Source organism: Lacinutrix sp. MEBiC02404, assembly GCF_053601575.1.
Map to the genome: position 1 here is coordinate 491,887 of NZ_JBSHNV010000220.1, position 21,891 is coordinate 513,777.

Genomic DNA, 21,891 nt, shown 5'->3' on the forward strand with positions numbered 1-21,891 from the left:
AAAAAACAGTTATGAAAGTATATCCAATAAAATTCAATCCCATATTAAAAGAGAAAATCTGGGGAGGAAACAAACTAGGAAACCTTTTAGGAAAAGAGACAAATAAAGAAAATGTAGGGGAAAGCTGGGAGATTTCAGATGTAAACGGAAACATTTCAGAAGTTAGTAATGGTGCATATAAAGGAGCAAATTTAAAAGAGCTTATTGAAGCACATGAAGCAGCGCTTTTAGGAACAGAGAACTTTGCTAATTTTGGTTATAACTTTCCGTTACTAATTAAATTTTTAGATGCAAAAACAGACTTATCTGTTCAAGTACATCCAGATAATGTAATGGCTAAAAAGCACCATAATTCTTTTGGAAAAACAGAAATGTGGTACATTATGGATAGTGATACTAATGCAGATATTGTTTTAGGTTTAAAGGATAAAACAACAAACCCAGAATTGTTAAATCATATCAACGCAAATAATGTAGATGCTGTTTTTAATAGAGAAGAAGTGAAAAAAGGAGATAGCTTTTTTATTCCTGCAGGAAAAATTCATGCTATTGGAGCAGGAGTTTTAGCTGCCGAAATTCAACAAACATCAGATATTACGTATCGTGTTTACGATTGGGATAGAACGGATGATTCTGGACAAAAAAGAGAATTACATACCCAATTAGCAGAACAAGCAACGAAGCAATTTGATTCTAACGGAAAAGCGGTATATAATTTACAGCCAAATGCAAGTGCGAGCTTAGTAAATTGTGAATATTTTACAACCAACATTTTAGATGTAACCAATCATCAAGTAAAAGATTATAGCAACTTAGATTCGTTTGTAATCTTTATGTGTGTGGAAGGGGAAGCAGAAATAACTGCAGGTTTACATACCGAAACTGTTAAAATGGGAGAAACTATTTTAATTCCTGCCAATACAGAAGAAGTTGTGTTTAGCGCTACTAATGCAAAATTATTAGAAGTTTATGTCGATAAAGGAATCGTGCAAAACATGCAACAAGCTTCTTAAGAAGCAAAACATTTACACCCGCTTATCAATCACCAAAATAGGCTTTCTACTCATCGCAGGAAACTGCAATTTCAGGATTTCCTTTTTATCATGAAAGGCAATCCTTGGCGCTACACGAAGCTTAGCTCTAAAGTGATCTTTTATATGTTGTAATAATTTTTCGGAAGGATTTGTTGCCGCGATTTTAATTAAAATTTCATCGGTACCAATATCATTATGTGAAAGTTCAATAACATAGGCTTCTACATCATTAAAATCATTTAAAATATTATCCATTGCTGGCGGATACAAAGTGGTTCCTTTGTATTTTATCATTTGTTTTCTTCTACCAACAACCGGCCCTAAACGCATCGTATTTCTACCACAAGCACAAGTTTCTTGATTTGCTTTTACCATGTCACCCGTTTTAAAACGCAGCAAAGGCATGCCTTCAATACCAAGGGTTGTAATCGTTAATTCCCCAACTTCTCCTTCTGCAACGATATGATCGTTATCGTCTAAAATTTCCACAATGATTAGTTCTGGATGTTGATGTCCGCCTTGTTGGTATTCACACTCGGTAAAAGCAGTGTTCATTTCGGTAGAAGCATAGGTAGAAAACAATTCAATATCCCATTTTTCTGTAATTTTTTGCGATAAGGTATTCAGACTAAAATCTTGTTCACGTAAAGGTTCACCAATACAAATAGCACCTTTTACTCCAGATGCATTTACATCAATATTATGTTGCTCTGCGTATTCTATTAATTTTAATAAAAAAGAAGGAACTGCAATCAAATAGGTTGGATGAAACTTTAAAATAGAATCCCATTGTAGTTCTGGAATTCCAGCGCCAACACGAATGATTCCCGCGCCAAGCTTACGAACACCAAGAAAATATGCTAACCCAGCCATAAAACGTCTGTCCATGGTGGTCATGAGCTGTACAACATCTTCTTTACCAACGCCCGCGCAAGCAAAAGAAATGGCTTCGTTATATGCTAAACGCTCCAAGTCATTATCGGTTAATGCGAAAGTTACAGGATCTCCTAAAGTACCAGAAGTAGTCACATAATCTATGATTTTACTTTTAGCTACACATAAAAAATCATCATTGTATTGTTGTAGCTGATCTTTGGTTGTCACCGGAATTTTAGATAAATCTTCAATAGATTGTATCGCATCTAGATCTATATTGTTTTCTGAAAACACACGTTTGTAATACGTAGAATTTTCATTTAAATACGCTAATAATTCGGCTAACTTTTCTTCTTGAAAAGCTTTTATTTCTGGTGTAGATGCTTGTTCTATTTTAGGAATCATGTTAAGTCCTTCTTTAATTTTTTTGGATCTTGTCTTGTGTCAAAAAGCGTAACGACAAATACATCATTACTTGTAAATGTGTAATATAATGTAGTATGTTTAGTTATTACACATTTATGAAGAGATTTTTTATTTTTAGATAAAGGAAATATTTCTGGATTATCCTGTAAAATGGATATTGATTTGTCTAGTTTTTTTATGAAATTAGATTTTACTTTTAAAGACCAGTTTTCGGTTAGGTATTCAAATAATTCTGGAAGTTTTTCATTTGCGATGTCCGAAAACTTAACAACTCTTGACATACTATCTATGTTTTTTCATGATAGTTTCATAGTCAGTAACTTTGCCTTCATTTATTTGATGTAACCCTAATTCAATTTCAGATTGTTGTTCTGCTGAAAGATCATCCCAAAAGTCATTTTTTTCTTTTTTGAAAATTTGCTTTATGGATTCAATAATTTTAGGGTTATCAGTATTTAATAACAATTTTACTAATTCTATTTTTTCAGCTTGAATGTCCATCTTATAGCGTATTATAAACAAAAATAAGAATTCTTTTTCTTAATTAGTTTGCTTCGTATTTTCTATTTAAGTTTTCTCTTAATTTTCTTAATATATTTTTCCAATTCCTGTTGATCTGGAACCGTTGTAATCTCTTTCGTTTTCGCTATTTCAAAAGCGTTTAATGCTGCTGTGTAAAAACCTTTTTCGTAATAATATTTTCCAACAAGATAATATACTTCCCAATATTCTGGGTTTAGTTCTATGGTTTCCTTTAGTTTTTCTGAAGGAATGGATTTATCCTTACGAATAGCTTTTTGTAATTCTTTACTAGCTATTCTATAGGCTTCATAATTTTTATACGCTTGGGTAAACTGAAAAGGATCTGCTTCCTTTGTTAATTCTGGTATGGATAGATTTAAATGGGATGCAGAATTATCACTAAATATTTCATCTAAATCATAGGCTACAAAAGCTCCTAATTGATACGGATTGGAAGAAACCCAAACTTGTCTTTCTTCTGGTTTAAAAACAATTCCGTGATGCGCTAACAGCTGATTTAAGGCTTTTTCATTACCATAACCAATCACTTTATCATGCAAGCCTTCTTTGTTTCTTAGAATATCAACAGCATCTTGTACGTTTAGTTTTTCGGTTGCGTTTAAAAGCTCTTCCATGCGTTCGTAACGATATTGCGAATGGCTTTCTGCTATTGCTTTTAGGTTATTTTTATCTTCCGCGTAAGCGTCACTTTGAAAATGATTAGTACAAATTAGTTGGTTGGTGTTTTCTACTGCATACACTCCAAAATTCTTAGGCGAAACTTCTATAGTAACTGCTTTTTTATCTTTTGCACTACCCACAAAAATAGATTCGGAAACAAAAACTTGACGCTTTTTAGCAATAGCAATCGCTTCTTCAATATTGGTTGCGTGTTGTAAAATTTCACGATTCAGAATAGAAATGGGTGTTTTGGCAATCCACGGAATTTTAGACTTCCCAGCGTTTATAGTGACTGTAAGTCCGTGTTCATTCATCCCAGAAACCACACCAATCATTCCTGGCCAAGTTACCGACATAAATTTGTAGCCTTCGGTAGGATTTACAAAAGCTATGATTTTGTTTTTTGCGAAATCATCACCAGCGTAGAAATCGAGATTTCTTCCAATTAATAATTGTCCGTCTTCGGTTTTATTTCCCCAAGCCGCAAAAGAAGAACAGCCAACCAGCATTAAATCTTGCATGGCGTGACCAATATCATGCGCACCATGAAGGTATAGCACTCTTAAATATTCTTCGGCAATATGATTGTATTCGTTGGATGCGTATTTGGAGAGACCCAAAATCTCTGCCTTGTATTCTTCGGTAATATGTAAATACATTTTACGATTATAGAATGCTAAAACTTTGCGCAATAGATATTGTTTGAATTTGGAAGGCACCAATTCATCTACTTTACTTAAAAAAGCGTGTTCTTGGGTTTTGAATAAATCTTCGGTTAGTAAACCGGTATTTAAACCAATTTGATAGGCATTTCCTGTTACATAAAGCTCATAAGAACCATACTTGTTTTTTGCAAAACTGTTGTTTCCAGAAGTGAATGTAGAATCATTAATCGTTATTTTTTCTGAAATTGTTGCATCATAGCCACTAACATCTGGAATATCATGAATAGATTTCGAGATACCACAAGAAGTAAGTACTGTAAAAAGTACTACGACTAAAAACGAAGGATATTGCTTAAAAATATTAATCTTCATTGCTGTTAGAGTCTAGAATCTTATCTAATAAATAATCTTTACCAAGAATTTCGGAACAGGTAATAATAGCACTAATAGTTACACCTAAAATGCCATGCATATTTAAACTTTGACCGGTAAAAAACAAGTTTTTAATTTTTGTTTTTGGCGATAAATGCGAGTGTAGTGGTTTGTTTACATCTTTTACATACGCATACATAGAACCACGATTACTACCAATATAATCTCTATAAGATAAAGGTGTTGAGGTATAATAGGTTTCCACACAATCTCTAAGATTCGGGAATTTTTTCACCAATTCATCAATCAATGTTTCTGCTTTTTCCGTTTTAAACTGCTCGTAGGTTTGTCCTCTTTCGTTTTTATTCGCAACCGTATTATGTGTGTCTTCCCAAGGTTTTACTTCGTCATAATTCATATAGGTCATCACCGCAATACTATCGCCATAACCATTAGAGTTTTTCTTAATTCCCATAGACATCATATAACCTTCTGGCCAACTTTCTTGTGTGTAGTTGTGCGAATCCCAAACCTTGCTAGCATCTTTAAAATGGTAGAAATTTTTGTTTTGGTACTTAAAACTGTTCGGTTTTAAAACCAGGTATAAAGTGAAAGCAGCAATCGTACTTTCAATTTTTTGAATTCTGTTGGTGTATGATTTTCTAAACTTATCTTCACCTACCATTTTTACGGTAAGTTTTGGTTCTATATTAGAGATAAACAAATCGCCTTTAATTTCAATTCCTTTGGTTGTAATTGCTGAGGTAATCAAACCATCTTCAAACCCAAATTTAGAAACTTCATGGTGTTTATAAACTTCTCCACCTTCTGCTTTTAATCTTTTAATAAGTACTTTGGTGATCTGACTTCCGCCATTCACACAACGATACGAACTCTGTATATACGAGTTTGTAGATAAAGCATGCACGAAAAATGGTGTTTTATTCTGATCTCCGGCATACAAATAATTAGAGCCCGCCAATACCGCTTGTAGCTTTTCATTTTTTGTAAATGAATTAATGTATTGTTTTGCTGGTAGTTGAAAAATCTCTGCATCATCATAATAAGGCTTTCCTTTTTCTAGAGAATATAAAGGGAATTTCTGACACGTTGCTTGTAGTTTATCGCAATACATTCTAATGCCTTCTTCCTCTTCTGGAAAATCTACCAATAGGTTTTTTATAAAATTATCATAACCTTGTGCATGTTTGTATTCTTTTGGGTCGCCATCAAAAGAGATAATATCAAAACCATCTTCATCCATTTTATGAAGCTGTATGCCGTCTAAAATATCAATATATTTAAAGTATTGATGCAGATTCTGGCCTTCGCTTAAGCCGCCAATATAATGCACTCCAGTATCAAAAATGGTTTTATTACGTACAAAGGTTTGTAGGTTTCCACCGTATTGATTGTTCTTTTCTAAAACACAAACACTCTTTCCTTCTTTAGCAAGAATGATTGCAGAAACCATTCCCGCAAGACCACTTCCAACTATTACAACATCATAATGCTCTTTGTACTTCAATATTTTATTTTTTTAAGATACTAAGTGTATCGTTTTCTATTTCTACTTTAAAACCTAAGGATTTTAAAGGCTCCAGATATAAATTTCTGCTTTCTTTTAATAATACAAAAAGATTTGCAGTATTTGCCATGTTTTCTATTTCATTTTCAGCGATACCTTCCAAATTAAGAAGGGCAACATTAGCATTGTTTTGTATTACTTCTTCTACAGAATTACAAACCAAAATCTTGTAATGTGTATTTGTAATATAGCTATTTTTAACGATAGCGCTTTCGTTTTTATCTGCTATAAAAGTGTGTATTTTTCTATCTGGATGATCTAAAGCTAATAAGAAATCGAGTTGCCCAGAATCTTTAGAAAGATGTATGATACTTGCTTTTTCGTCTATAAAATCTAGAATGGTTCTATAGTTTTTTGCATTGGTTTTTAGGTCTGTTTTTACTTTATAGTAAAGTGCATCGCCTTTATATCTATAGTCTTCTAAAGTAATACGATGAAAGTACGTTTCGTCTTCTAACTCTTCACGAAGGAGATTAAATTCTTTCTTAAAATGTGCACTTATTGCTTTCGTTTTTTCTCTAGATGTGGTACCAAAATTAGTGTTTTCCAATGGAATTCTATCTAATATTTTGATAGTAAGATGTTCCCTTTTTATAATAAAACTTCCTTTTGGTAATACTTCCGAATTTCCATGAATAAGTATTGGAACAATATCTAGTTTTAATTCTTCCGCTAAAAAAAAGGCACCTTTATGAAAGCGTTTTATTTTGTTGGTATACGAACGAGTTCCTTCTGGAAAAGCCATTAAAGAATAGCCTTGATCTAGTTTGGTTTGTAAATGCGAAACGCCTTTATCGATACCGTTAGAAACCGGATAAAAACCAGCCATTTTTACTGCTCTACCAAAAACTGGTGAGTTGTACACCCAATCATTTACCAAGAAAATAATTTTTGGATATTGCATTCCTATTGCTAGAATATCTAGAAAAGAGGTGTGGTTTGCAATAATAATAGATTGCTTTTTGAAGGTTTCGTTACTCGGATTTAAAGTACGGATTTTAACAAACGGATTGGTGTAAAAAACGGACTTCATAAACTTAGAAAGTATTTTATGAAACCAAGCCATTTTTATTTTTTTGGAAAGCGGAATAAGTGGAAATAGAATAGCACTTATTAAACCCAGTATAAATCCGCCAATACCATAATATCCAAAAGAAAATATAGCATGTAACAGCAAATGGAAGGTAATTGGTCTTTTAGTTTTGCTACCTATGAATAATTTAAAAAGTAAAGGCTGAATGCTAAACGAAATTAGCAAAGCAGATAAAATACCAATAATAGAAACTAAAGAGATAGAATGTAGCGCAGGATGCTTGGCGAAAATTAAAACGCCGACTCCTAAAATAGTAGTAATAACCGAAAGGATAATCGAAGTTTTATGTGTTGGTAACGCTGCTTCTCCCGTTTTATATTCATGCAGTAAACCGTTGGTAATAAATATGCAATAATCTATGCCTAAACCAAAAACAAAAGTAGAAATAATGATGTTGAAAATATTGAACTGAATACCAAATAAACCCATAACACCAAGCGTTGCCAACCAAGTAAGTGCAATTGGAATTGCAGTAACTAAGGTTAAAGAAATGCTTCTGTAGAATAATAATAGTAGTATTAAAACGACGATAGACGAATATAGAACCAAACGATTAAAGTCCGTTTTAAGGTTCCCCAAAAAGGTTTCGTTCATGTGTTTTCTATCTACAACAACCGTCTTGTCTTGACGCTCAAAAGTATCTACAAGATTTTGTGTGTTTTCATCTTGTACTTTTACCAAAGTGGTAACGGTAGAAAAATCTTCTTTGGTTGTAATATAGTCTTCCGTAGAAATCGTTTTTAAAGCTTTAAAATCTGCAACAGAAAGAGGTGTAAAGTCGTTTTCTAAAAGCGCATAAAAGTTTTTAAAAGTGCTAGGTTTAAAACCTAAAGTGTTTCCGCTTTCTACTAAATTATTTTTAGTGTTTTGAATGTTTTGAGTAGTCCAAAATTGCTTCCAATTATTTATTTTTTGAAGCTGAATTTCTTCCGATTGAATTAAAGAACCTATAGAACTAAATTGAATGATTTTATCTTCCTTCTGAAGCTTTTTAAGTATTGGATAAATAGCGTCGTTAGCTAATAAAGCTTCGTTTTCTGTGTTTCCATAAGTTGCTAAATACACCGATTTGGAAGAAATATTGGTAAGCGCATCCAATCTTTGTTGTGCTTCCATAAGCGGTTTAGGTTCAAAATTTAATTTGGCTAAATCGTTATTAAAAGTCACTTTGTTATAGGTGAAAGCGCTAATACTTAAAAGAATAACCAAAGCAATTAAACTCCATTTGTTTTTATGCAAAGGATAAGAAGCAACGCGATCTATAATATTCTTTTTGGCATTCGTTTCTGCTTTGGTATGATACACTTGCGGAATAAAAAGAAGTGCAAAAACCGAAGCTCCTAAAACACTAATAGCAGCAAAAATTCCTAAATCCTGTAATGCTTGCGACTCAATAAAAAGCAAACATAAAAAGGCTAGAGCAGTCGTTAAGCTACTCATTAAAATAGGTTTTGTAATTTCTTTATACAACTGTTTTACGTTGTTATTACTGCGTATATGTGTAAGAATATGCAATGCGTAATCTAAAGTAACACCAAGAAGTACCGAACCAATTCCTAAAGAAATAGCAGAGATTTTACCACGAATTAAATACAGGAAACTAACGGCTAGAAGTGCACCTAAAACAGTTGGTGTAAATAGTATAATGGGTACACTTAGCTTTTTATAAAACAGAATGAGAATGAGTAATAAAACCGTAATAGCAATACCAACAGTAAGCTGAATATCTGTTTTAATCTGTTTGGCATTTGCAACAGCAATTAGTGCTCCACCAAAATAATCTGCGGTTACTTTGCCTTGAAAAGTAGTATTAAGTTGTTCTTGTAAAGCATATAAATTATCCGCAAAAGTAGCGTTTTCAGCAGTCTCGCTTGAAGCAAAAGTAGGCGTGATAAAAAGCAGGACATTGTTTTTGTCTTTGCTAATTATAAAGCCGTTGTGTAAGGTGAAGTCGTCACCAAAACTGAGTTCTTGTAGTTTCTTTAAAGCAATAAAAGATAAACCTAAAGGGTCTTTTAAAATCGTTTCTTTCGCTACAAAACCAGAGGGTGAAATCAGGGTTTTATAATTGGCATTCGTTGTTTTTTGAATGCTGTCTTTATGTAGTTTTTGCTGTATGGATTGGTAATCGCTTTCGTTTAAAAATAGCGGTAAATTGTTGTAGACAAAGTCTAAAGTGTTCATGATATCTTCATCTGCAACTTGACCTTGAATGTCTTTTATATATGCTTCGGAAGTAGTAGCAATACTATCCATAAATGCCGTTGCATAGGTTGTTAAGTCGTCTGCATTTCCGTTTTCTTTGCGTTGAATATTTACAATAATCTTATCGGCAAAATTAACTTGTTTAAGTACTTTTTGTGCTTCGGAAGACTTTTCGCTTTGCGGAATAAGTTTCGTTATATCTTCTTCAAATTCAATGTTAGAAGCTAGAAAGAATAGACCAATAATTAACGACAACAAAATACCGATACTCAAAGGTTTTTGCGACGCTATGCGTTGGTATATGTTATAAAACAGCTTATCCATTTTGTAGTGTTGTGTTCTTTTTTTTGAAAAAGGTAAAGAATATAAAACTTATGATACCAAATACAATAGCAGAAATTGTGGCTAATGTAAAACTACCAACTAAGTATGTTTTTAGATGTTCTGTAATATCGAAACCATTTTTAAACATATCTAAAGTATACTTAAAATCTAAACCTAAAATACGTTGTCCAATTATGGAACTTCCATACAATATAAATGGAATAAAAGGAGGTAAGCTCACATTAGAAAAACCAAAAGCAATCGCTTTATTTAGCTTCAATAGTATGGCTATGGAAATAACAAGTAATGTTTGAAATCCCCAAAAAGGAGATATCCCAATAAATACACCTAGTGCAACCGATAATGCTTTTTTAGTTGGCGAATCTTGATGCCCTAAAAAGTCTTCGACAAAGAATCGTTTAATTCCTTTTTTTTTTAATTTCCTAAATAAATTTCTAGGCTTTATATAAAATGCTAATATTAAAATTAAACAGGTATTTAAAATGCTAATTCTGGTGAAATCTTTAAAAGGCCTAAAGTGTGAAACGCGTTCACTTTCATCATACAATACTTGTATAGGGATATTTTTTACTGCCACATCATTCCATGCTGCTTTCACGATGACTTCTATTTCAAACTCGAATTTCTTCGTGTAAAATGTAAGCTTCTCTAAAGCTTTTAAAGGATACATTCGAAATCCAGATTGTGTGTCTGTAAGTTTAATTCCGGTTTCAAACCAAAACCAGAAGTTAGAAAACTTATTACCAAAGCTACTTTTTCCAGGAACTGTTTCATGACTCATGTTACGCGCTCCAATAAGTAATAGGTTTTTATTTTCCGATTGCTCTAAAGCGGCTACAAATACTTGTATGTCTTCTGGGAAATGTTGTCCGTCAGAATCTATAGTAATGGCATAATCATAACCTAAAGTCGTTGCTTTTATAAAACCTTGACGTAAGGCATTTCCTTTTCCTTGGTTTTTAGGAACTAGAATATGCTGTACTTGAGTATAGTTTTCTAGAATTTGAGAAGTGCTATCTGTAGCGCCATCATTAATAATAATAATATTTTTAGTGTATTGCAAAACCCCATCGATTACACGTTTTAAGGTGCGCTCGTTGTTGTATGTTGGGATTAACACACAGATTTTCAGTCTGTTTATTTTATTAATTAATAGCTCGTTAGTCACTTAAGAAAGTGTTTTCTTTTTAGGACTCTAAAATTAATGATTTTTCTTCATCTGTAAAGCCTTTAGACTGTAAAATATAGTCTTTTATGTGTTTTTTTAATGCGGAGGATTTTATGCCATGGAATTGTTTTAAGATGAAATGTTTATCTTCATCTATATTGCCTTTGTATTTTAAAAGCTTTGGTGTGTTTTCTTGAATACCAATACGTATAAAACGAACTTCTATATTGTTAGGGGCTTTTTCGACTGCATATTCTACTAAAGTAACACCTGCTATAAAGTCCTCTTTTTTTTCTTTTAGTGTTTTTGCATGCTTAGCAACTAATGCCATTGCAGCTCCTTTATATGCTACAAATTCTATTTTATCCTTTTTGGTAACTTCTGCTAGTGACGCATTAAAAGCTTCGGTTTTTGTCTTGTCTTGCGCTGCAATTTTATAAGCATCTCTTACGGTATTCAAATCTAAAGATTGAATAGTAATTAAAAAACTGGCAATAAGTACAAGTATAAGTTTCATTTTGAATTTTTATAAACCTACAAGGTTTTAGCTACTGAAATAAATGCAGCACCATGCCTTGCACGTTATTTTTCTATAAAGTTACTAGTCAATTTTAATGCCACAGTTTCATCAAATTTGGTTATATTTTTTACTTTATAGCCTTCTTCCGTTTCACTAATATCTATAGTTAGCACTAAATCTGGTGTTTTCTCCGGATTTATAATGGCCATAAATTTAATGTTGCTGGAGGATTGCATCATTAATTTTTTACCAACGACTTCTTCCGTTAACTCCTTAATAATTTGCATCATGCAAACTCCTGGAGTTACAGGGTTTCCTGGAAAATGTCCTTTAAAGATGTCGTGATCTTTGTTTATTGTAATGTTTGCAGTTGCCAAATTCTCGGCAACTGCTACATTATTTACGGTATAAAAGTCTTTTAATTGCATCGTTTTAGTTGCTAAAATCAAATTTATAAGAAACACCAATTTGAAAAACGCCATTTAGATTATTATCATCTCTTTCATCATCATAATAGTAATCACCACTTCCGCTATCTCCAAATTCAGAAAAACCGTCGTCATAATCAATAATACCTTGTTTGTAACGTGCTTCCACAGATAAACCAAAAGGGAAATCATAACCAATTCCTCCTGTAAAGGTAATATCTATTGGAGCGGTATCATAAGAATTATAATACGGATCATAATAAGAGTCATAACGATAATTGCTTTGCACATTATCACTAACTTTTACATCGATTCCAGGTCCTACTAAGAAATGTAACCCAAGGTTTTTAATTGGTGAAAATTTATTGATTACAGTTAAACCTACATATTGTAAATCAAGATCATCAACGCCAGAAATATCATATTTTGCTCCTTGTCTAGAATAGGTGACTTCTGGTTGCAAGGCATAAAAATCTGCTAATTGCATCTCTAAAAAAGCGCCAATATAGAAGTCTGTCTTTTGGTCTGTTTTTAAGTTACTTACATTTGCAAAATTAGCACCAGCTCTAACTCCTGGTTTTAAGGTTACTTGCGAAAAAGCGGTTGTACCGGCAATAAGTAATGCTAGGCTTAAAATAATTTTTTTCATTTGTTTTTTGTTTGTTGAAATAATTTAAGGCTGGTAAAGTATAAAATTTAGTTCTTTTTAAGAAGTATTTTGCCATCATAAAATAAATATGCTTCTTCTAAAAAGGATACCATGTCTGGCCAGTTTGCAGCAGACTCAAAATAGTTCTGATAGTATTTATTGGTTTTGATAGTTAGAATGTTATCGGTAACGGAAGCTTCACTAGTAAAACCTCCAGTTTGATTTTGAACATTTTTATTCAGTTTTTCTAGTCCTTGTACCGAATATCCTTCCGGAATAGTTAACGATATATTATTGCTATACGATCTTGGATAGTTCATATAAACATTGTTATCGCGTTGTTTATGTTCTTCGTCGATATCTGCTTGTCCGCCAATAAGTTTTCCTATTAAAAGGATATAATTATTACCAGCTTTTCGAATAAGATCTTCTTTTAAAGTAAACGCTTCTTCGAATTCTAAAGGGTCTTCCACTCCAAAACGGCCATTATTGAGCACCTTAAAAGTATAATCGTCTATTTCTAGATCGTATTCGTTTTCGGTTTGTTTTTCTAATTGTTCTAGTTGTTTTTCCTTTTGCTTATCTAATAAACTTTTATATTCTTTTTTATAACGAAGTCTGTCTTTCTCTTTTCTGACTTGATCTAAAACAGGTTCGGTGCCATACTTTTTATGATCTTTATAGATGTAATCATAAAAGTTTAATCGATCCTTTTGTGCATCTATCTTGTTATGTCCTGTTGTTGCCGAAATTCTGTTTATGTGCATTCCAGAAAAATCATCAGGAAGTGTAATTGCAATAGATTCTGTAGTGTTATTTATTTTGTAATCGGAAGCTGGTAAACTCGTTAATTGAATATCTTCAATATGTTTTCTGTCTACCACTTTTAAAGCATAGGCATCCGAGTTTTCTAACAAAGGTGATATTTGATTCACTGTTGAAAATTGATTGAAATGCTCTATATACAAAGGTTTTTCGGTTAGAATTTTTAGAACAAAATCTACATTATCTTCTATCAGTAAATCTTTAATGGGACCATTGTATCTTTTCGTACCAATTAATATTTCGTAATCTATTTTATTGTCTTTTAAAAAAGCTGCAAAAAACTTGATAAATTGGGTATCGGAATTAAATATTATCGGATTCTTATAATAGCCATACGGATACATAATATCACTTTCATCTAACACAAAAGCTTCTACATAATTAGTGAAGTATTTATGACGAATAAAATAAAACGCTTCTTTTACCTTTTCTTCTTCCGTTGTAAAACTTTTATCTTTTAAGAATCTTTCTACATCTCCAAGATTTCCATACGGACTGAATTTATCTTCGTATAAATTAAAAATTTCTTCCTTTTTAATATCCTTTTTTATGGTATTTACATCGGTTGGCATAAATGCATCTGCTCGTTTTTCATGCTTTCTTGTTCTAGCAAACAACACTTGAAACTTATACGCAGGAAGCTCTACTAAAGGATAAAACCATCTTGGAAAATCATTAGATGCCACATTTTGCATGGTGAAACCATAAAGTCTTGTTTTGTTTTCTTTGGAAAGTGCTTTGTATGTTTCTAATTCTGGAGCATTATTGTAGGTGTTTAAACTCACAAAGAAATCTTTTTCGGTTTCTAAAGAAAATTTAAAATCTAGAATCGGATAATGCTCTCCTACAATATCTTCAACATCATCAAATTGATACAAATCATTTTCACTGACAATGATATTGGAGTAGAAGTAATAGTCTAAAATATCTCCTTTTTCCAGGTTCGGAATTGCTAGTTTGTTTTCGTCTTCTTCTTTAATCGCTTCGTTATCTACATCTATTTGAATTTCTTCACCATCAGGTTTAATGATTTTAACACCTAATATAAATGTGTTTAATAAACCTTCGATATGTGCTGTTTTTTGAAATTTAAATTCTGAAAAATCATTCACAGCAACTTGGTCTAATAGTTTAATTTGCTCGTGTTCTATTTTTGTATATTCTATGCTATTATGCGGTCTGTTGTAAATATATTTGACCTCTCTATATAGTATTATTGCAGATTGGTCTTCTAAATCTGTTGGTATAGTAATAGCGCTAAAATCTTTTTTCTCGCTCCAAATATATTCTTTTACACTAGCTTCCTTTTTTAAATGTTCTTTCGATTTTTTTTGTGCGAAAGTAGGTACGCTCATTAAAAATACTAGGGTTATAAGTAATGCTTTATTCATATTTAATTAAGACTTGGTTAGTATTATTTGTTCGTTATAAATAGCATTTAATTTAGTTATTGCAGCATTCCATGCTTCAAAATCATCTGTAGTAATCGTTGCTTTTTTTATTTCGAATTCCTTTTTGTAAACAATGTAATCGGATTCTTTTTCTAAAGAAACACTAATTTTAAAGTTATCGTTATCTACAGTAAAAGATGCTGGTAATGTAGAAACAGCATAGGTTTCTGGAATTTTTAACCGCATTTCTGTAAGTACGTCTTTCTTGTACGCAAAATTGTAATTGGTTTGTCTTTCTTCAAAAGTATAGTTATCGAATTCTTTATAAAAGTCTAAATCAATATACATTTCATTGTCAAAAGAAGAAACGGCATTGTTGTGTTTTAAAGCATAGTTAACATCAATAGTTGCTTCTCTATTTTCTAGATTAGAGGTTTCTATATCACTAATCAAAACGTTTCTATTGTAACTGGCTAAATAATCTTTTAGTGCTTCCTGTTTTTTATTGCTTTTTAAATTATTGAAGTTGTATAAAAAATCGGCTCTACTTTCTCCTTCATACGCTCTGGTAGCTAGGCCTTCAATTTCTTCATTTATAATAGTAGCATTAAATAAAAAAGACTCTTTATTTCGGGTAGATGTGCTTGTTGGTACTTCTTCTAGCAAAAACGAATCGTTATCTTCTATCATACTTTGCTTGCCCTGAATTCTTTCTGCATATTCACCAAAGGCATTAAATTTTTCGGTAGGATCTAGAAATATCTTTTTACCATCTTTAAATAACGTACAAATCATGTGATTGTCTACAGCAAGAGATGGCGTACTGTAATTGTATGCAATCCGTTTGGTCCCAATCCACGTTAATCTAGCATCAAAACCGGCAATAACGAGCATTTCTTTCGCTAGGTTAGCCATTCCTTTACAGTCACCATATCTTTTTTTAAGCACGTTTTCTGCAGTTTCTGGTTTAAAACCGGCAATACCATCTTCAAACGCGATGTATCTAATATTGTCTTGCACCCAATAGTAAATATTTTTGATTTTTTCTTCGTCTGTGGTAGCCTCTGCCGTTAACTCTGTAACTTTTTCGGTTAATAATTCGCTATCGGTATGTATGTCTTTGGTAAGCGATCGGTACCAAGTATATAAGTCTTTGGTTTCGTTAAAAAGCGTTTGTTTTTCGCCTTTAGAAGTAAAATCTTTAGCTAATAATAAAATATGGGGATAAATGTAACTTGGTCCTGGAGAGCCTTTTTCATCATAATATGCATCTAAATTCGATACTTGATAGGTGATGATTCTTTTATCTCCTTCTTGTTTTTCGGTTTTCTGAATGTCGAAATTTTCAAAATTATTTTCAAATAAATCGATGTTTAACCATTCCGGAATTTCAATGACAATCTTTCTGCTTAAACTAGGATATTCGCTAGTAAAATAAATACTGGTAAAGTACTTGATGTCTTTGGTGTGTTTTATCGATTCGAAAAAATAGGTGTAGCCTTGTGTTGGGAAATCCACATTAGCGAATTTGACACGAGCGTCATTATGAAATAAATCGTTGTCTGTATAGGAAACATCTTTGCTAAGAATACGTGCTTCTTTTTTATTGCGATAATAGAATTGAAATTTTTCAATTTTGGATGCACCATCATAAAACACGGGTTTTTGAATATCAGATCGATAATTGATATTCATTAAGTGTTCCGTAGTATAATTATTTACAGCAACTTTATTGTCTTCTATAGAGAAAGTAATTAGGTTATCACTTTCTAATAAAACAATATCTTCTTCTTCATAAATAGCTCTTAGTTCTTTTGCTTTGGAAATATCTTCTGGCGTTGGGTCAATTTTTTTCTGACAGTAACCAATAAACGGAAGCAGCAAAATGATTAAAAATATTTTTTTCATTTTGTAATAGATTTGAGGTTGATTTTTAGCTTAATATTAGAGTGAATGATCTCTATATGTTGTGCAATATTATCCTTTAAATCGGTAAACAGAAATCTTACTTTTTCTTTATGGCTATTGGCTCTAATGATTTTAGTGATTTCTGGGGATTCAAAGTAGTAGTAGGTTTTATTGTCTAAACTTGTTTTTTTTATGGTTTCATTAGTAATGGTGTAGGTTTTTTCAGCTATTAAATGCTCCGTAATTAAAACTTTGAAATCTTTTTTTAATACGTTGATTAGTATTTTTTTATTAAGATCATCTAGAATATAATTTACGGTAAAGGTGTCTTTATTAAAGGTGAAATCGAAAAGCTTGTTTCCTATTTCTGTGGTAAAAACAATTCTGTGGTGTTCTTCGCCTATTTTTTTTACAATAAAAATCCCACCAAAAGAGTTGTCATACACTTCTATATTGGCTTTGTAAATATAATCTTGATTGGAATTAGCAAAATACGGATTAATAATATTGCTAGTTATAGCAGCTGCTTCGAAGTTGTTTTTTTTAGGAAACGATGCACAGCCAATAAAGATAAAGCATATACTAATTAGTAAATATCGCATTATCTAATGTTTGGTTTAATACTTTATTGCTGAATACGATTCTTGTATAATCTTGTGAAGGTTCTACCATTTTTACTTCTATTACATCTCCTTTTGTATTGAATGTAATATGAAATGCTTGAATGTATTTTGCGAATTTTTTGTCTTTCGGACTAAAATAAACCAAGCTGTTTTGGTCTTTACGGAAGTATGTTATGCTAAACTCATTTTCATCAAACATATCGCCTTTTACGCTACTTATAATAAGTTTATTTAATTGTTTAAACATTTTATTACTGCCAATATCCACATTGCTTTTGTTGCCTTCGTCATTAATATAAAGGGTTTCGTTTTTAAATAAAACCGAGTATTTAAACGGATCTAGATATTCCCATTTTACTAAATCTGGCGCTTGAAACGCTAATTTTCCAGAGGTTTCAATATCGTTATCCAAAAAATCTAAATGTTTGTATTGTACAAAATCACTAGAAATGGTTTTGGTTGTATTTGCTAATGCTTTTACTTTTGTTTTTAAAGCTGCAGCTTCTGTGGTATCCATTGGTGTTTGTGCGTGCGCAGCAAAAACAGTGAAGAATAATATATATACTAGCTTACGCATAGGCTTTTATTTGGAATAAGTTGTCTATTGTAACAGACGTTATTTTTTGTTGTTGTAAAAATAACAATAACTGTTCCAAAACAGCAATAGTTTTGTCGCTAGTATCGTGTAATAGAATAACATCGCCCTTTTTAAGGTTTTTGGTTACTCTTTTTAATATTGTTTTTTCACTTAAATTTCTAGTGTCTAGCGAACGTTTATTCCATCCAATAGATTGTAATTTAATAATTTGTAAAGCACGTTTTATTCGCGGATTTGTAACGCCAAAAGTTGGTCTGTATAGTAATGCTTCTAAACCTATTTGTTGTTTAATGATGTTGTTGGTTTGTTGTAATTCTGAAACGATTTCTTCCACCGAAAAAAAGCCAAACTTAGTACTATGGGAATAGGTGTGGTTACCAATGGTATGTCCTTGTTCTACAATGCTTTTGAAGGTTTCTGGATGCATTTCTATTTCTTTTCCAATACAGAAAAAAGTAGCTTTCGCATTATAGGTCTTAAGAAGCGCTAAAACTTTTGGTGTGAATTCAGGATTTGGGCCGTCATCAAAAGTAATTGCGATTTGGTTTTTAGGGGTTCTCGGATTGGAATTTAAGGATCTATAGTGATAGTTCCAACCAACAAAAGAAGAACCTGCAACGGTAATTAAAAACCAAGCAAATAGGAATAAAATAATAAACCAAAACGAAAAACTATAAAAGCTGTAAGCAAGTAACAAACCAATTAAAAGAAGGCTTGAGATAATATTTACAGATTTAAAATTTAGCATTGTTTAAGTAACGTGAAACTATGATTTTCTCCACGATACTGGTTGTATAATAAGATAGTTTTAAAAGAAGTTGTTGCTTTATCATTGCGTTTTACAACTTCTGGAATTGTTTGTGTTTTTAATACTTTTGAAGCTAACCAAAATCCAAAAGAAGATGCGGTGTTAAACTCACCACATAAATGCTTGTAGTAACCTTGTTGTGTGTTTTTAAAACCTTCCGATAAAGTAGTGTAAAAAGAATCGAACTCTATATCGCCATTATTACCAAGAACTAAAAGATCTATAGCTTCTATATTAAGGTTGTTTTCCTCTAAAAAACGAGAAGCTTCCTGTAAAAGTTCAGCTTCTGCTAAAGTATTATAAGTTTGTATGGCAACAAGTTCTCCGTAAGAAGATGCTTGTTTTTCGTTAGAAAGTACAAAGAAATTTGCGCCTTCACCAAAAACTGCGCCTTTGGTTTTAGATTCTAATAGTTGGGAAACTTTTACGTTTTCCTGTTTTACTAGATGAACTGCTTTTTGAATTTCTGTGGTATGTTCCCCTAACTCATCGACACCACCAACTAAAATGTTTTTTTCTTCGTCTAATTCTAATTGCAATTTTGCGTCTATCAAAGTAGATTCAAAAGAATTACTAGAATGCACGTAGGTGAAATTATAGCCTTTACATTGTAACTCTAAAGCTATTTGTCCGCCAACCGTATTGTGCGTAGATTGTATAAAGGAAGTAGGCGTAAGGTATTGCTCGTCATTATCTATAATAGCACTTACAAATTTTTCAGAATCGCGTACGCAACCCATTCCGGTACCGGTAATAATGGCATCTACATTGTCTAAACCAGATTCTTGTACTGCTATTTTGGAAGCTACAACTCCCATTTTAATTCCTTTTGCCATGCGCCTTGCAGCAGCTGGTGGAATATAATCTTTGTAATTCGGATTTATCGCAGGAATTACATTGGCTTCGTAATCTTCAATTTCTGTTAAAAAGGAAGTGTTATCCAATGTTTTTTGAGCAGATATGGAAGCGATACTATTTATATAAACGGTCTTCATAATTATTGCTCTTTTGAAAATATTACAGTAGAACAATTTCCTCCAAAACCAAAAGAGTTAGACATCACAGATTGTAATGGCTTTTCTTTTAATTCTAATTGTGGTGTAATACTAAATTCCTTCATCTGTGTTTTAAAATTCAGATTTGGGTAAATGATATTGTTTTGCAATGCTAAAACGGAATATACCGCTTCAATTGCTCCAGCAGCAGCCAAGGTATGTCCGGTATATGCTTTGGTAGAACTAAAATCTGGAACGTTTTCACCAAAGACTCTTATAATGGCTCTTCCTTCGGATAAATCATTATTTCCAGTTGCAGTTCCATGTGCATTTACATAATCGATATCTTCGGCTTTGTAACCCGCAATATCTAATGCTTTTTGCATGGCAAGTGTTGCGCCATCTCCATTTTCTGAAGATGCAGTTTGGTGATATGCATCATTGGCATTTCCATACCCTTTTACGTAAGCAAGCACTTTTTTGTTTTCTGCTTGTACTACTTTGTCGGATTCTAAAACTAAAAAAGCAGCGGCTTCACCAAGATTTAAACCTTTTCGGTTTTCATCAAAAGGTGTGCTATACGTATCCGATAAGATCATCAAGGTTTTAAAACCGTTAATGGTGAATTTAGATAAGCAATCTGCTCCACCAACAATCACACGATCTAGTTGACCAGATTTTATTAATCGAGCGCCTAGCATTATGGAATTTGCTGCCGAAGAACATGCCGTACTTATTGTGGTAACTAGGCTTTTTTCTATACCTAATTGTTCTGCTATTTTTTGAGTAGAATCTCCAGCATGATGTGCTGAAATATATTTTTGAGTGCTTTTATCTTCTAAATATTCATAATAATAACGCTCTGTCATGTCCATGCCACCAACGCTTGTTGCCGAAATTAAACCTGTTTTGTATGCGTTAATATCTGTGATACCAGCATCTTGTATCGCTTGTTTTGCAGCTACGACGCCAAGTAATGCGGTTCTAGAATAATTATTATCTGAAGGTAAACCAAGTTGTTGTTCTAATGCTTCATTAGTAAAATCAATCTCACCAACCATAATATCATTGACATGATTGGTTTTAATTTTAGAAACGCGAGAGATTCCTTTTTTACCATGTATAAGCGATTGGTAGTTTTCTGCAACATTGTTTCCAATGGCAGAAATAATTCCCATTCCTGTTATAGCAACTCCTTTACTCATATTTATTTCCTGTGAAAACAGGGTTTTTTAGATTTCAGACCTGCCAGGTTTTTAAAACCTGGCAGGTCTCTTTTTTAAGTTTGTTACTTAGATCTGTGTTCTGTAATATAAGCAGCCATGGTGTTAATAGACTCAAAAATAGAACGTCCTTCTTTTGGGTCTGTTAATTTAATACCATAACTTTTATCTAACATTACAATTAGCTCTAATGCATCAATAGAGTCTAAACCTAAACCATCACCAAAAAGCATATCATCATCTGCGATGTCTGCAATAGTCATGTCTTCTAAGTTTAATTGCTCAATAAGGTTTTCTTTTAATTCTTGTTTTAATGCCTCCATACTATGTATTATATAATTTTATTATGTCTTTTTTACTATGTGTTATTGTGCCTTCTGTAGCCACTAAATATAAAAATGCTTCGTAGTTGTCTTCGCCATCAAATTCTACCCAGCCACAAAGTACTTGATCTGCTTTGTTGCTGGATAATAAACTATTGGCATACGTTAACAAATGTGTTGCGTTAAAGTTTTCAAAGATAAAAAAACTATTTTCAGAATACAGCTTATATTTTATACTTATCTCACCAATACAAATATTTGGTAATGTATATACAAAAACCGCAGGACTAGGAAAGTAGCTTTCTTTGTTTTGAATAGATTCTTGGTGTTTTCTGTCGGTATCTAAACTAGATGCTTTGTTAGAAAACACGATGGCAATGTTGTTTTCTTCTTCAGAAGAGAGGTTTTCGTTTTTTAATAGAATATCGGCAGTTAAAAAAGCAAGTTTACTCAAATTATCCATTTTAAAAAATTTTGGATATTTCGTGTTCTGGTCTTTGTAAGCAGCTTTTATAAAAGGAGAAAACGATTCCTCTTCGTCTTTATATACCACAGAACCGTTTAAAGAAACTTGATTGTTCTTTATACTGCAATAGGATTTTATGTGGTAATTGGTATTCATCTA

20 protein-coding genes are annotated in these 21,891 nt (G+C 32.3%); 1 reads left to right on the forward strand and 19 read right to left on the reverse strand.

Annotated features, from left to right (window positions below):
- Positions 1-11: 11 nt before the first annotated feature.
- The gene (locus ACVCXO_RS16640; RefSeq protein ID WP_452230717.1) at positions 12-1,013 is read left to right on the forward strand and encodes a type I phosphomannose isomerase catalytic subunit; all 1,002 of its coding nucleotides are present in this window, start codon (positions 12-14) and stop codon (positions 1,011-1,013) included.
- A gap of 12 nt (positions 1,014-1,025) precedes the next feature.
- Here the strand turns inward: ACVCXO_RS16640 and ACVCXO_RS16645 are convergent, their stop codons facing one another.
- From ACVCXO_RS16645 to ACVCXO_RS16735, 19 genes are all read right to left on the reverse strand, one after another.
- Positions 1,026-2,315: a phenylacetate--CoA ligase family protein gene (locus ACVCXO_RS16645; RefSeq protein ID WP_452230718.1), complete on the reverse strand. Its 1,290-nt coding sequence runs from the start codon at positions 2,313-2,315 to the stop codon at positions 1,026-1,028.
- Positions 2,312-2,617: a type II toxin-antitoxin system RelE/ParE family toxin gene (locus tag ACVCXO_RS16650; protein ID WP_452230719.1), complete on the reverse strand. Its 306-nt coding sequence runs from the start codon at positions 2,615-2,617 to the stop codon at positions 2,312-2,314. The genes ACVCXO_RS16645 and ACVCXO_RS16650 overlap by 4 nt, the downstream gene beginning before the upstream one ends.
- A 1-nt stretch (position 2,618) precedes the next feature.
- Entirely contained in the window at positions 2,619-2,837 is a 219-nt protein-coding gene (locus ACVCXO_RS16655) for a hypothetical protein (RefSeq protein ID WP_203460570.1), read from the reverse strand.
- A gap of 62 nt (positions 2,838-2,899) precedes the next feature.
- On the reverse strand, positions 2,900-4,576 hold the full coding sequence (locus ACVCXO_RS16660) for a C45 family autoproteolytic acyltransferase/hydolase (protein WP_452230720.1): 1,677 nt from the start codon (positions 4,574-4,576) through the stop codon (positions 2,900-2,902).
- Complete coding sequence (locus tag ACVCXO_RS16665) at positions 4,566-6,104, reverse strand: phytoene desaturase family protein (protein ID WP_452230721.1); 1,539 nt, start codon at positions 6,102-6,104, stop codon at positions 4,566-4,568. Before ACVCXO_RS16665 ends, ACVCXO_RS16660 begins: the two co-directional genes overlap by 11 nt.
- A 4-nt stretch (positions 6,105-6,108) precedes the next feature.
- Positions 6,109-9,786: an MMPL family transporter gene (locus ACVCXO_RS16670; protein ID WP_452230722.1), complete on the reverse strand. Its 3,678-nt coding sequence runs from the start codon at positions 9,784-9,786 to the stop codon at positions 6,109-6,111.
- Positions 9,779-10,975, reverse strand: coding sequence for a DUF2062 domain-containing protein (locus ACVCXO_RS16675; protein ID WP_452230723.1), 1,197 nt, complete (start codon positions 10,973-10,975; stop codon positions 9,779-9,781). Before ACVCXO_RS16675 ends, ACVCXO_RS16670 begins: the two co-directional genes overlap by 8 nt.
- Positions 10,976-10,994: 19 nt before the next feature.
- Positions 10,995-11,492, reverse strand: a complete 498-nt coding sequence (locus tag ACVCXO_RS16680; RefSeq protein WP_452230724.1) for a hypothetical protein — start codon at positions 11,490-11,492, stop codon at positions 10,995-10,997.
- A gap of 65 nt (positions 11,493-11,557) precedes the next feature.
- Complete coding sequence (locus tag ACVCXO_RS16685; RefSeq protein WP_452230725.1) at positions 11,558-11,923, reverse strand: 3-hydroxyacyl-ACP dehydratase; 366 nt, start codon at positions 11,921-11,923, stop codon at positions 11,558-11,560.
- Positions 11,924-11,927: 4 nt separating this feature from the next.
- Positions 11,928-12,572 (reverse strand): porin family protein, encoded by a 645-nt coding sequence (locus ACVCXO_RS16690; RefSeq protein WP_452230726.1) that lies wholly within the window; start codon positions 12,570-12,572, stop codon positions 11,928-11,930.
- Between the two features lie 47 nt (positions 12,573-12,619).
- Positions 12,620-14,788, reverse strand: a complete 2,169-nt coding sequence (locus ACVCXO_RS16695) for a hypothetical protein (protein WP_452230727.1) — start codon at positions 14,786-14,788, stop codon at positions 12,620-12,622.
- 6 nt (positions 14,789-14,794) lie between these two features.
- Entirely contained in the window at positions 14,795-16,696 is a 1,902-nt protein-coding gene (locus tag ACVCXO_RS16700) for a transglutaminase-like domain-containing protein (protein ID WP_452230728.1), read from the reverse strand.
- Positions 16,693-17,298: a hypothetical protein gene (locus tag ACVCXO_RS16705; RefSeq protein ID WP_452230729.1), complete on the reverse strand. Its 606-nt coding sequence runs from the start codon at positions 17,296-17,298 to the stop codon at positions 16,693-16,695. The genes ACVCXO_RS16700 and ACVCXO_RS16705 overlap by 4 nt, the downstream gene beginning before the upstream one ends.
- Entirely contained in the window at positions 17,279-17,896 is a 618-nt protein-coding gene (locus ACVCXO_RS16710; protein ID WP_452230730.1) for a LolA family protein, read from the reverse strand. Before ACVCXO_RS16710 ends, ACVCXO_RS16705 begins: the two co-directional genes overlap by 20 nt.
- A complete protein-coding gene (locus ACVCXO_RS16715) occupies positions 17,889-18,665 on the reverse strand; it encodes a polysaccharide deacetylase family protein (protein ID WP_452230731.1) in 777 nt (258 codons plus the stop codon). Before ACVCXO_RS16715 ends, ACVCXO_RS16710 begins: the two co-directional genes overlap by 8 nt.
- A complete protein-coding gene (locus tag ACVCXO_RS16720; protein WP_452230732.1) occupies positions 18,659-19,720 on the reverse strand; it encodes a beta-ketoacyl synthase N-terminal-like domain-containing protein in 1,062 nt (353 codons plus the stop codon). The genes ACVCXO_RS16715 and ACVCXO_RS16720 overlap by 7 nt, the downstream gene beginning before the upstream one ends.
- A gap of 2 nt (positions 19,721-19,722) precedes the next feature.
- The gene (locus tag ACVCXO_RS16725) at positions 19,723-20,925 is read right to left on the reverse strand and encodes a beta-ketoacyl-[acyl-carrier-protein] synthase family protein (protein ID WP_452230733.1); all 1,203 of its coding nucleotides are present in this window, start codon (positions 20,923-20,925) and stop codon (positions 19,723-19,725) included.
- Between the two features lie 83 nt (positions 20,926-21,008).
- A complete protein-coding gene (locus ACVCXO_RS16730) occupies positions 21,009-21,266 on the reverse strand; it encodes a phosphopantetheine-binding protein (protein ID WP_452230734.1) in 258 nt (85 codons plus the stop codon).
- A gap of 1 nt (position 21,267) precedes the next feature.
- Entirely contained in the window at positions 21,268-21,888 is a 621-nt protein-coding gene (locus ACVCXO_RS16735) for a 3-oxoacyl-ACP synthase (RefSeq protein ID WP_452230735.1), read from the reverse strand.
- Positions 21,889-21,891 lie beyond the last annotated feature (3 nt).

Bases quoted from the DNA above. Each gene is read 5' to 3' on its own strand.
- ACVCXO_RS16640 (WP_452230717.1), top strand. From the start codon at position 12: ATGAAAGTATATCCAATAAAATTCAATCCCATATTAAAAGAGAAAATC.
- ACVCXO_RS16645 (WP_452230718.1), bottom strand. From the start codon at position 2,315: ATGATTCCTAAAATAGAACAAGCATCTACACCAGAAATAAAAGCTTTT.
- ACVCXO_RS16650 (WP_452230719.1), bottom strand. From the start codon at position 2,617: ATGTCAAGAGTTGTTAAGTTTTCGGACATCGCAAATGAAAAACTTCCA.
- ACVCXO_RS16655 (WP_203460570.1), bottom strand. From the start codon at position 2,837: ATGGACATTCAAGCTGAAAAAATAGAATTAGTAAAATTGTTATTAAAT.
- ACVCXO_RS16660 (WP_452230720.1), bottom strand. From the start codon at position 4,576: ATGAAGATTAATATTTTTAAGCAATATCCTTCGTTTTTAGTCGTAGTA.
- ACVCXO_RS16670 (WP_452230722.1), bottom strand. From the start codon at position 9,786: ATGGATAAGCTGTTTTATAACATATACCAACGCATAGCGTCGCAAAAA.
- ACVCXO_RS16680 (WP_452230724.1), bottom strand. From the start codon at position 11,492: ATGAAACTTATACTTGTACTTATTGCCAGTTTTTTAATTACTATTCAA.
- ACVCXO_RS16685 (WP_452230725.1), bottom strand. From the start codon at position 11,923: ATGCAATTAAAAGACTTTTATACCGTAAATAATGTAGCAGTTGCCGAG.
- ACVCXO_RS16690 (WP_452230726.1), bottom strand. From the start codon at position 12,572: ATGAAAAAAATTATTTTAAGCCTAGCATTACTTATTGCCGGTACAACC.
- ACVCXO_RS16695 (WP_452230727.1), bottom strand. From the start codon at position 14,788: ATGAATAAAGCATTACTTATAACCCTAGTATTTTTAATGAGCGTACCT.
- ACVCXO_RS16700 (WP_452230728.1), bottom strand. From the start codon at position 16,696: ATGAAAAAAATATTTTTAATCATTTTGCTGCTTCCGTTTATTGGTTAC.
- ACVCXO_RS16705 (WP_452230729.1), bottom strand. From the start codon at position 17,298: ATGCGATATTTACTAATTAGTATATGCTTTATCTTTATTGGCTGTGCA.
- ACVCXO_RS16710 (WP_452230730.1), bottom strand. From the start codon at position 17,896: ATGCGTAAGCTAGTATATATATTATTCTTCACTGTTTTTGCTGCGCAC.
- ACVCXO_RS16715 (WP_452230731.1), bottom strand. From the start codon at position 18,665: ATGCTAAATTTTAAATCTGTAAATATTATCTCAAGCCTTCTTTTAATT.
- ACVCXO_RS16720 (WP_452230732.1), bottom strand. From the start codon at position 19,720: ATGAAGACCGTTTATATAAATAGTATCGCTTCCATATCTGCTCAAAAA.
- ACVCXO_RS16725 (WP_452230733.1), bottom strand. From the start codon at position 20,925: ATGAGTAAAGGAGTTGCTATAACAGGAATGGGAATTATTTCTGCCATT.
- ACVCXO_RS16730 (WP_452230734.1), bottom strand. From the start codon at position 21,266: ATGGAGGCATTAAAACAAGAATTAAAAGAAAACCTTATTGAGCAATTA.
- ACVCXO_RS16735 (WP_452230735.1), bottom strand. From the start codon at position 21,888: ATGAATACCAATTACCACATAAAATCCTATTGCAGTATAAAGAACAAT.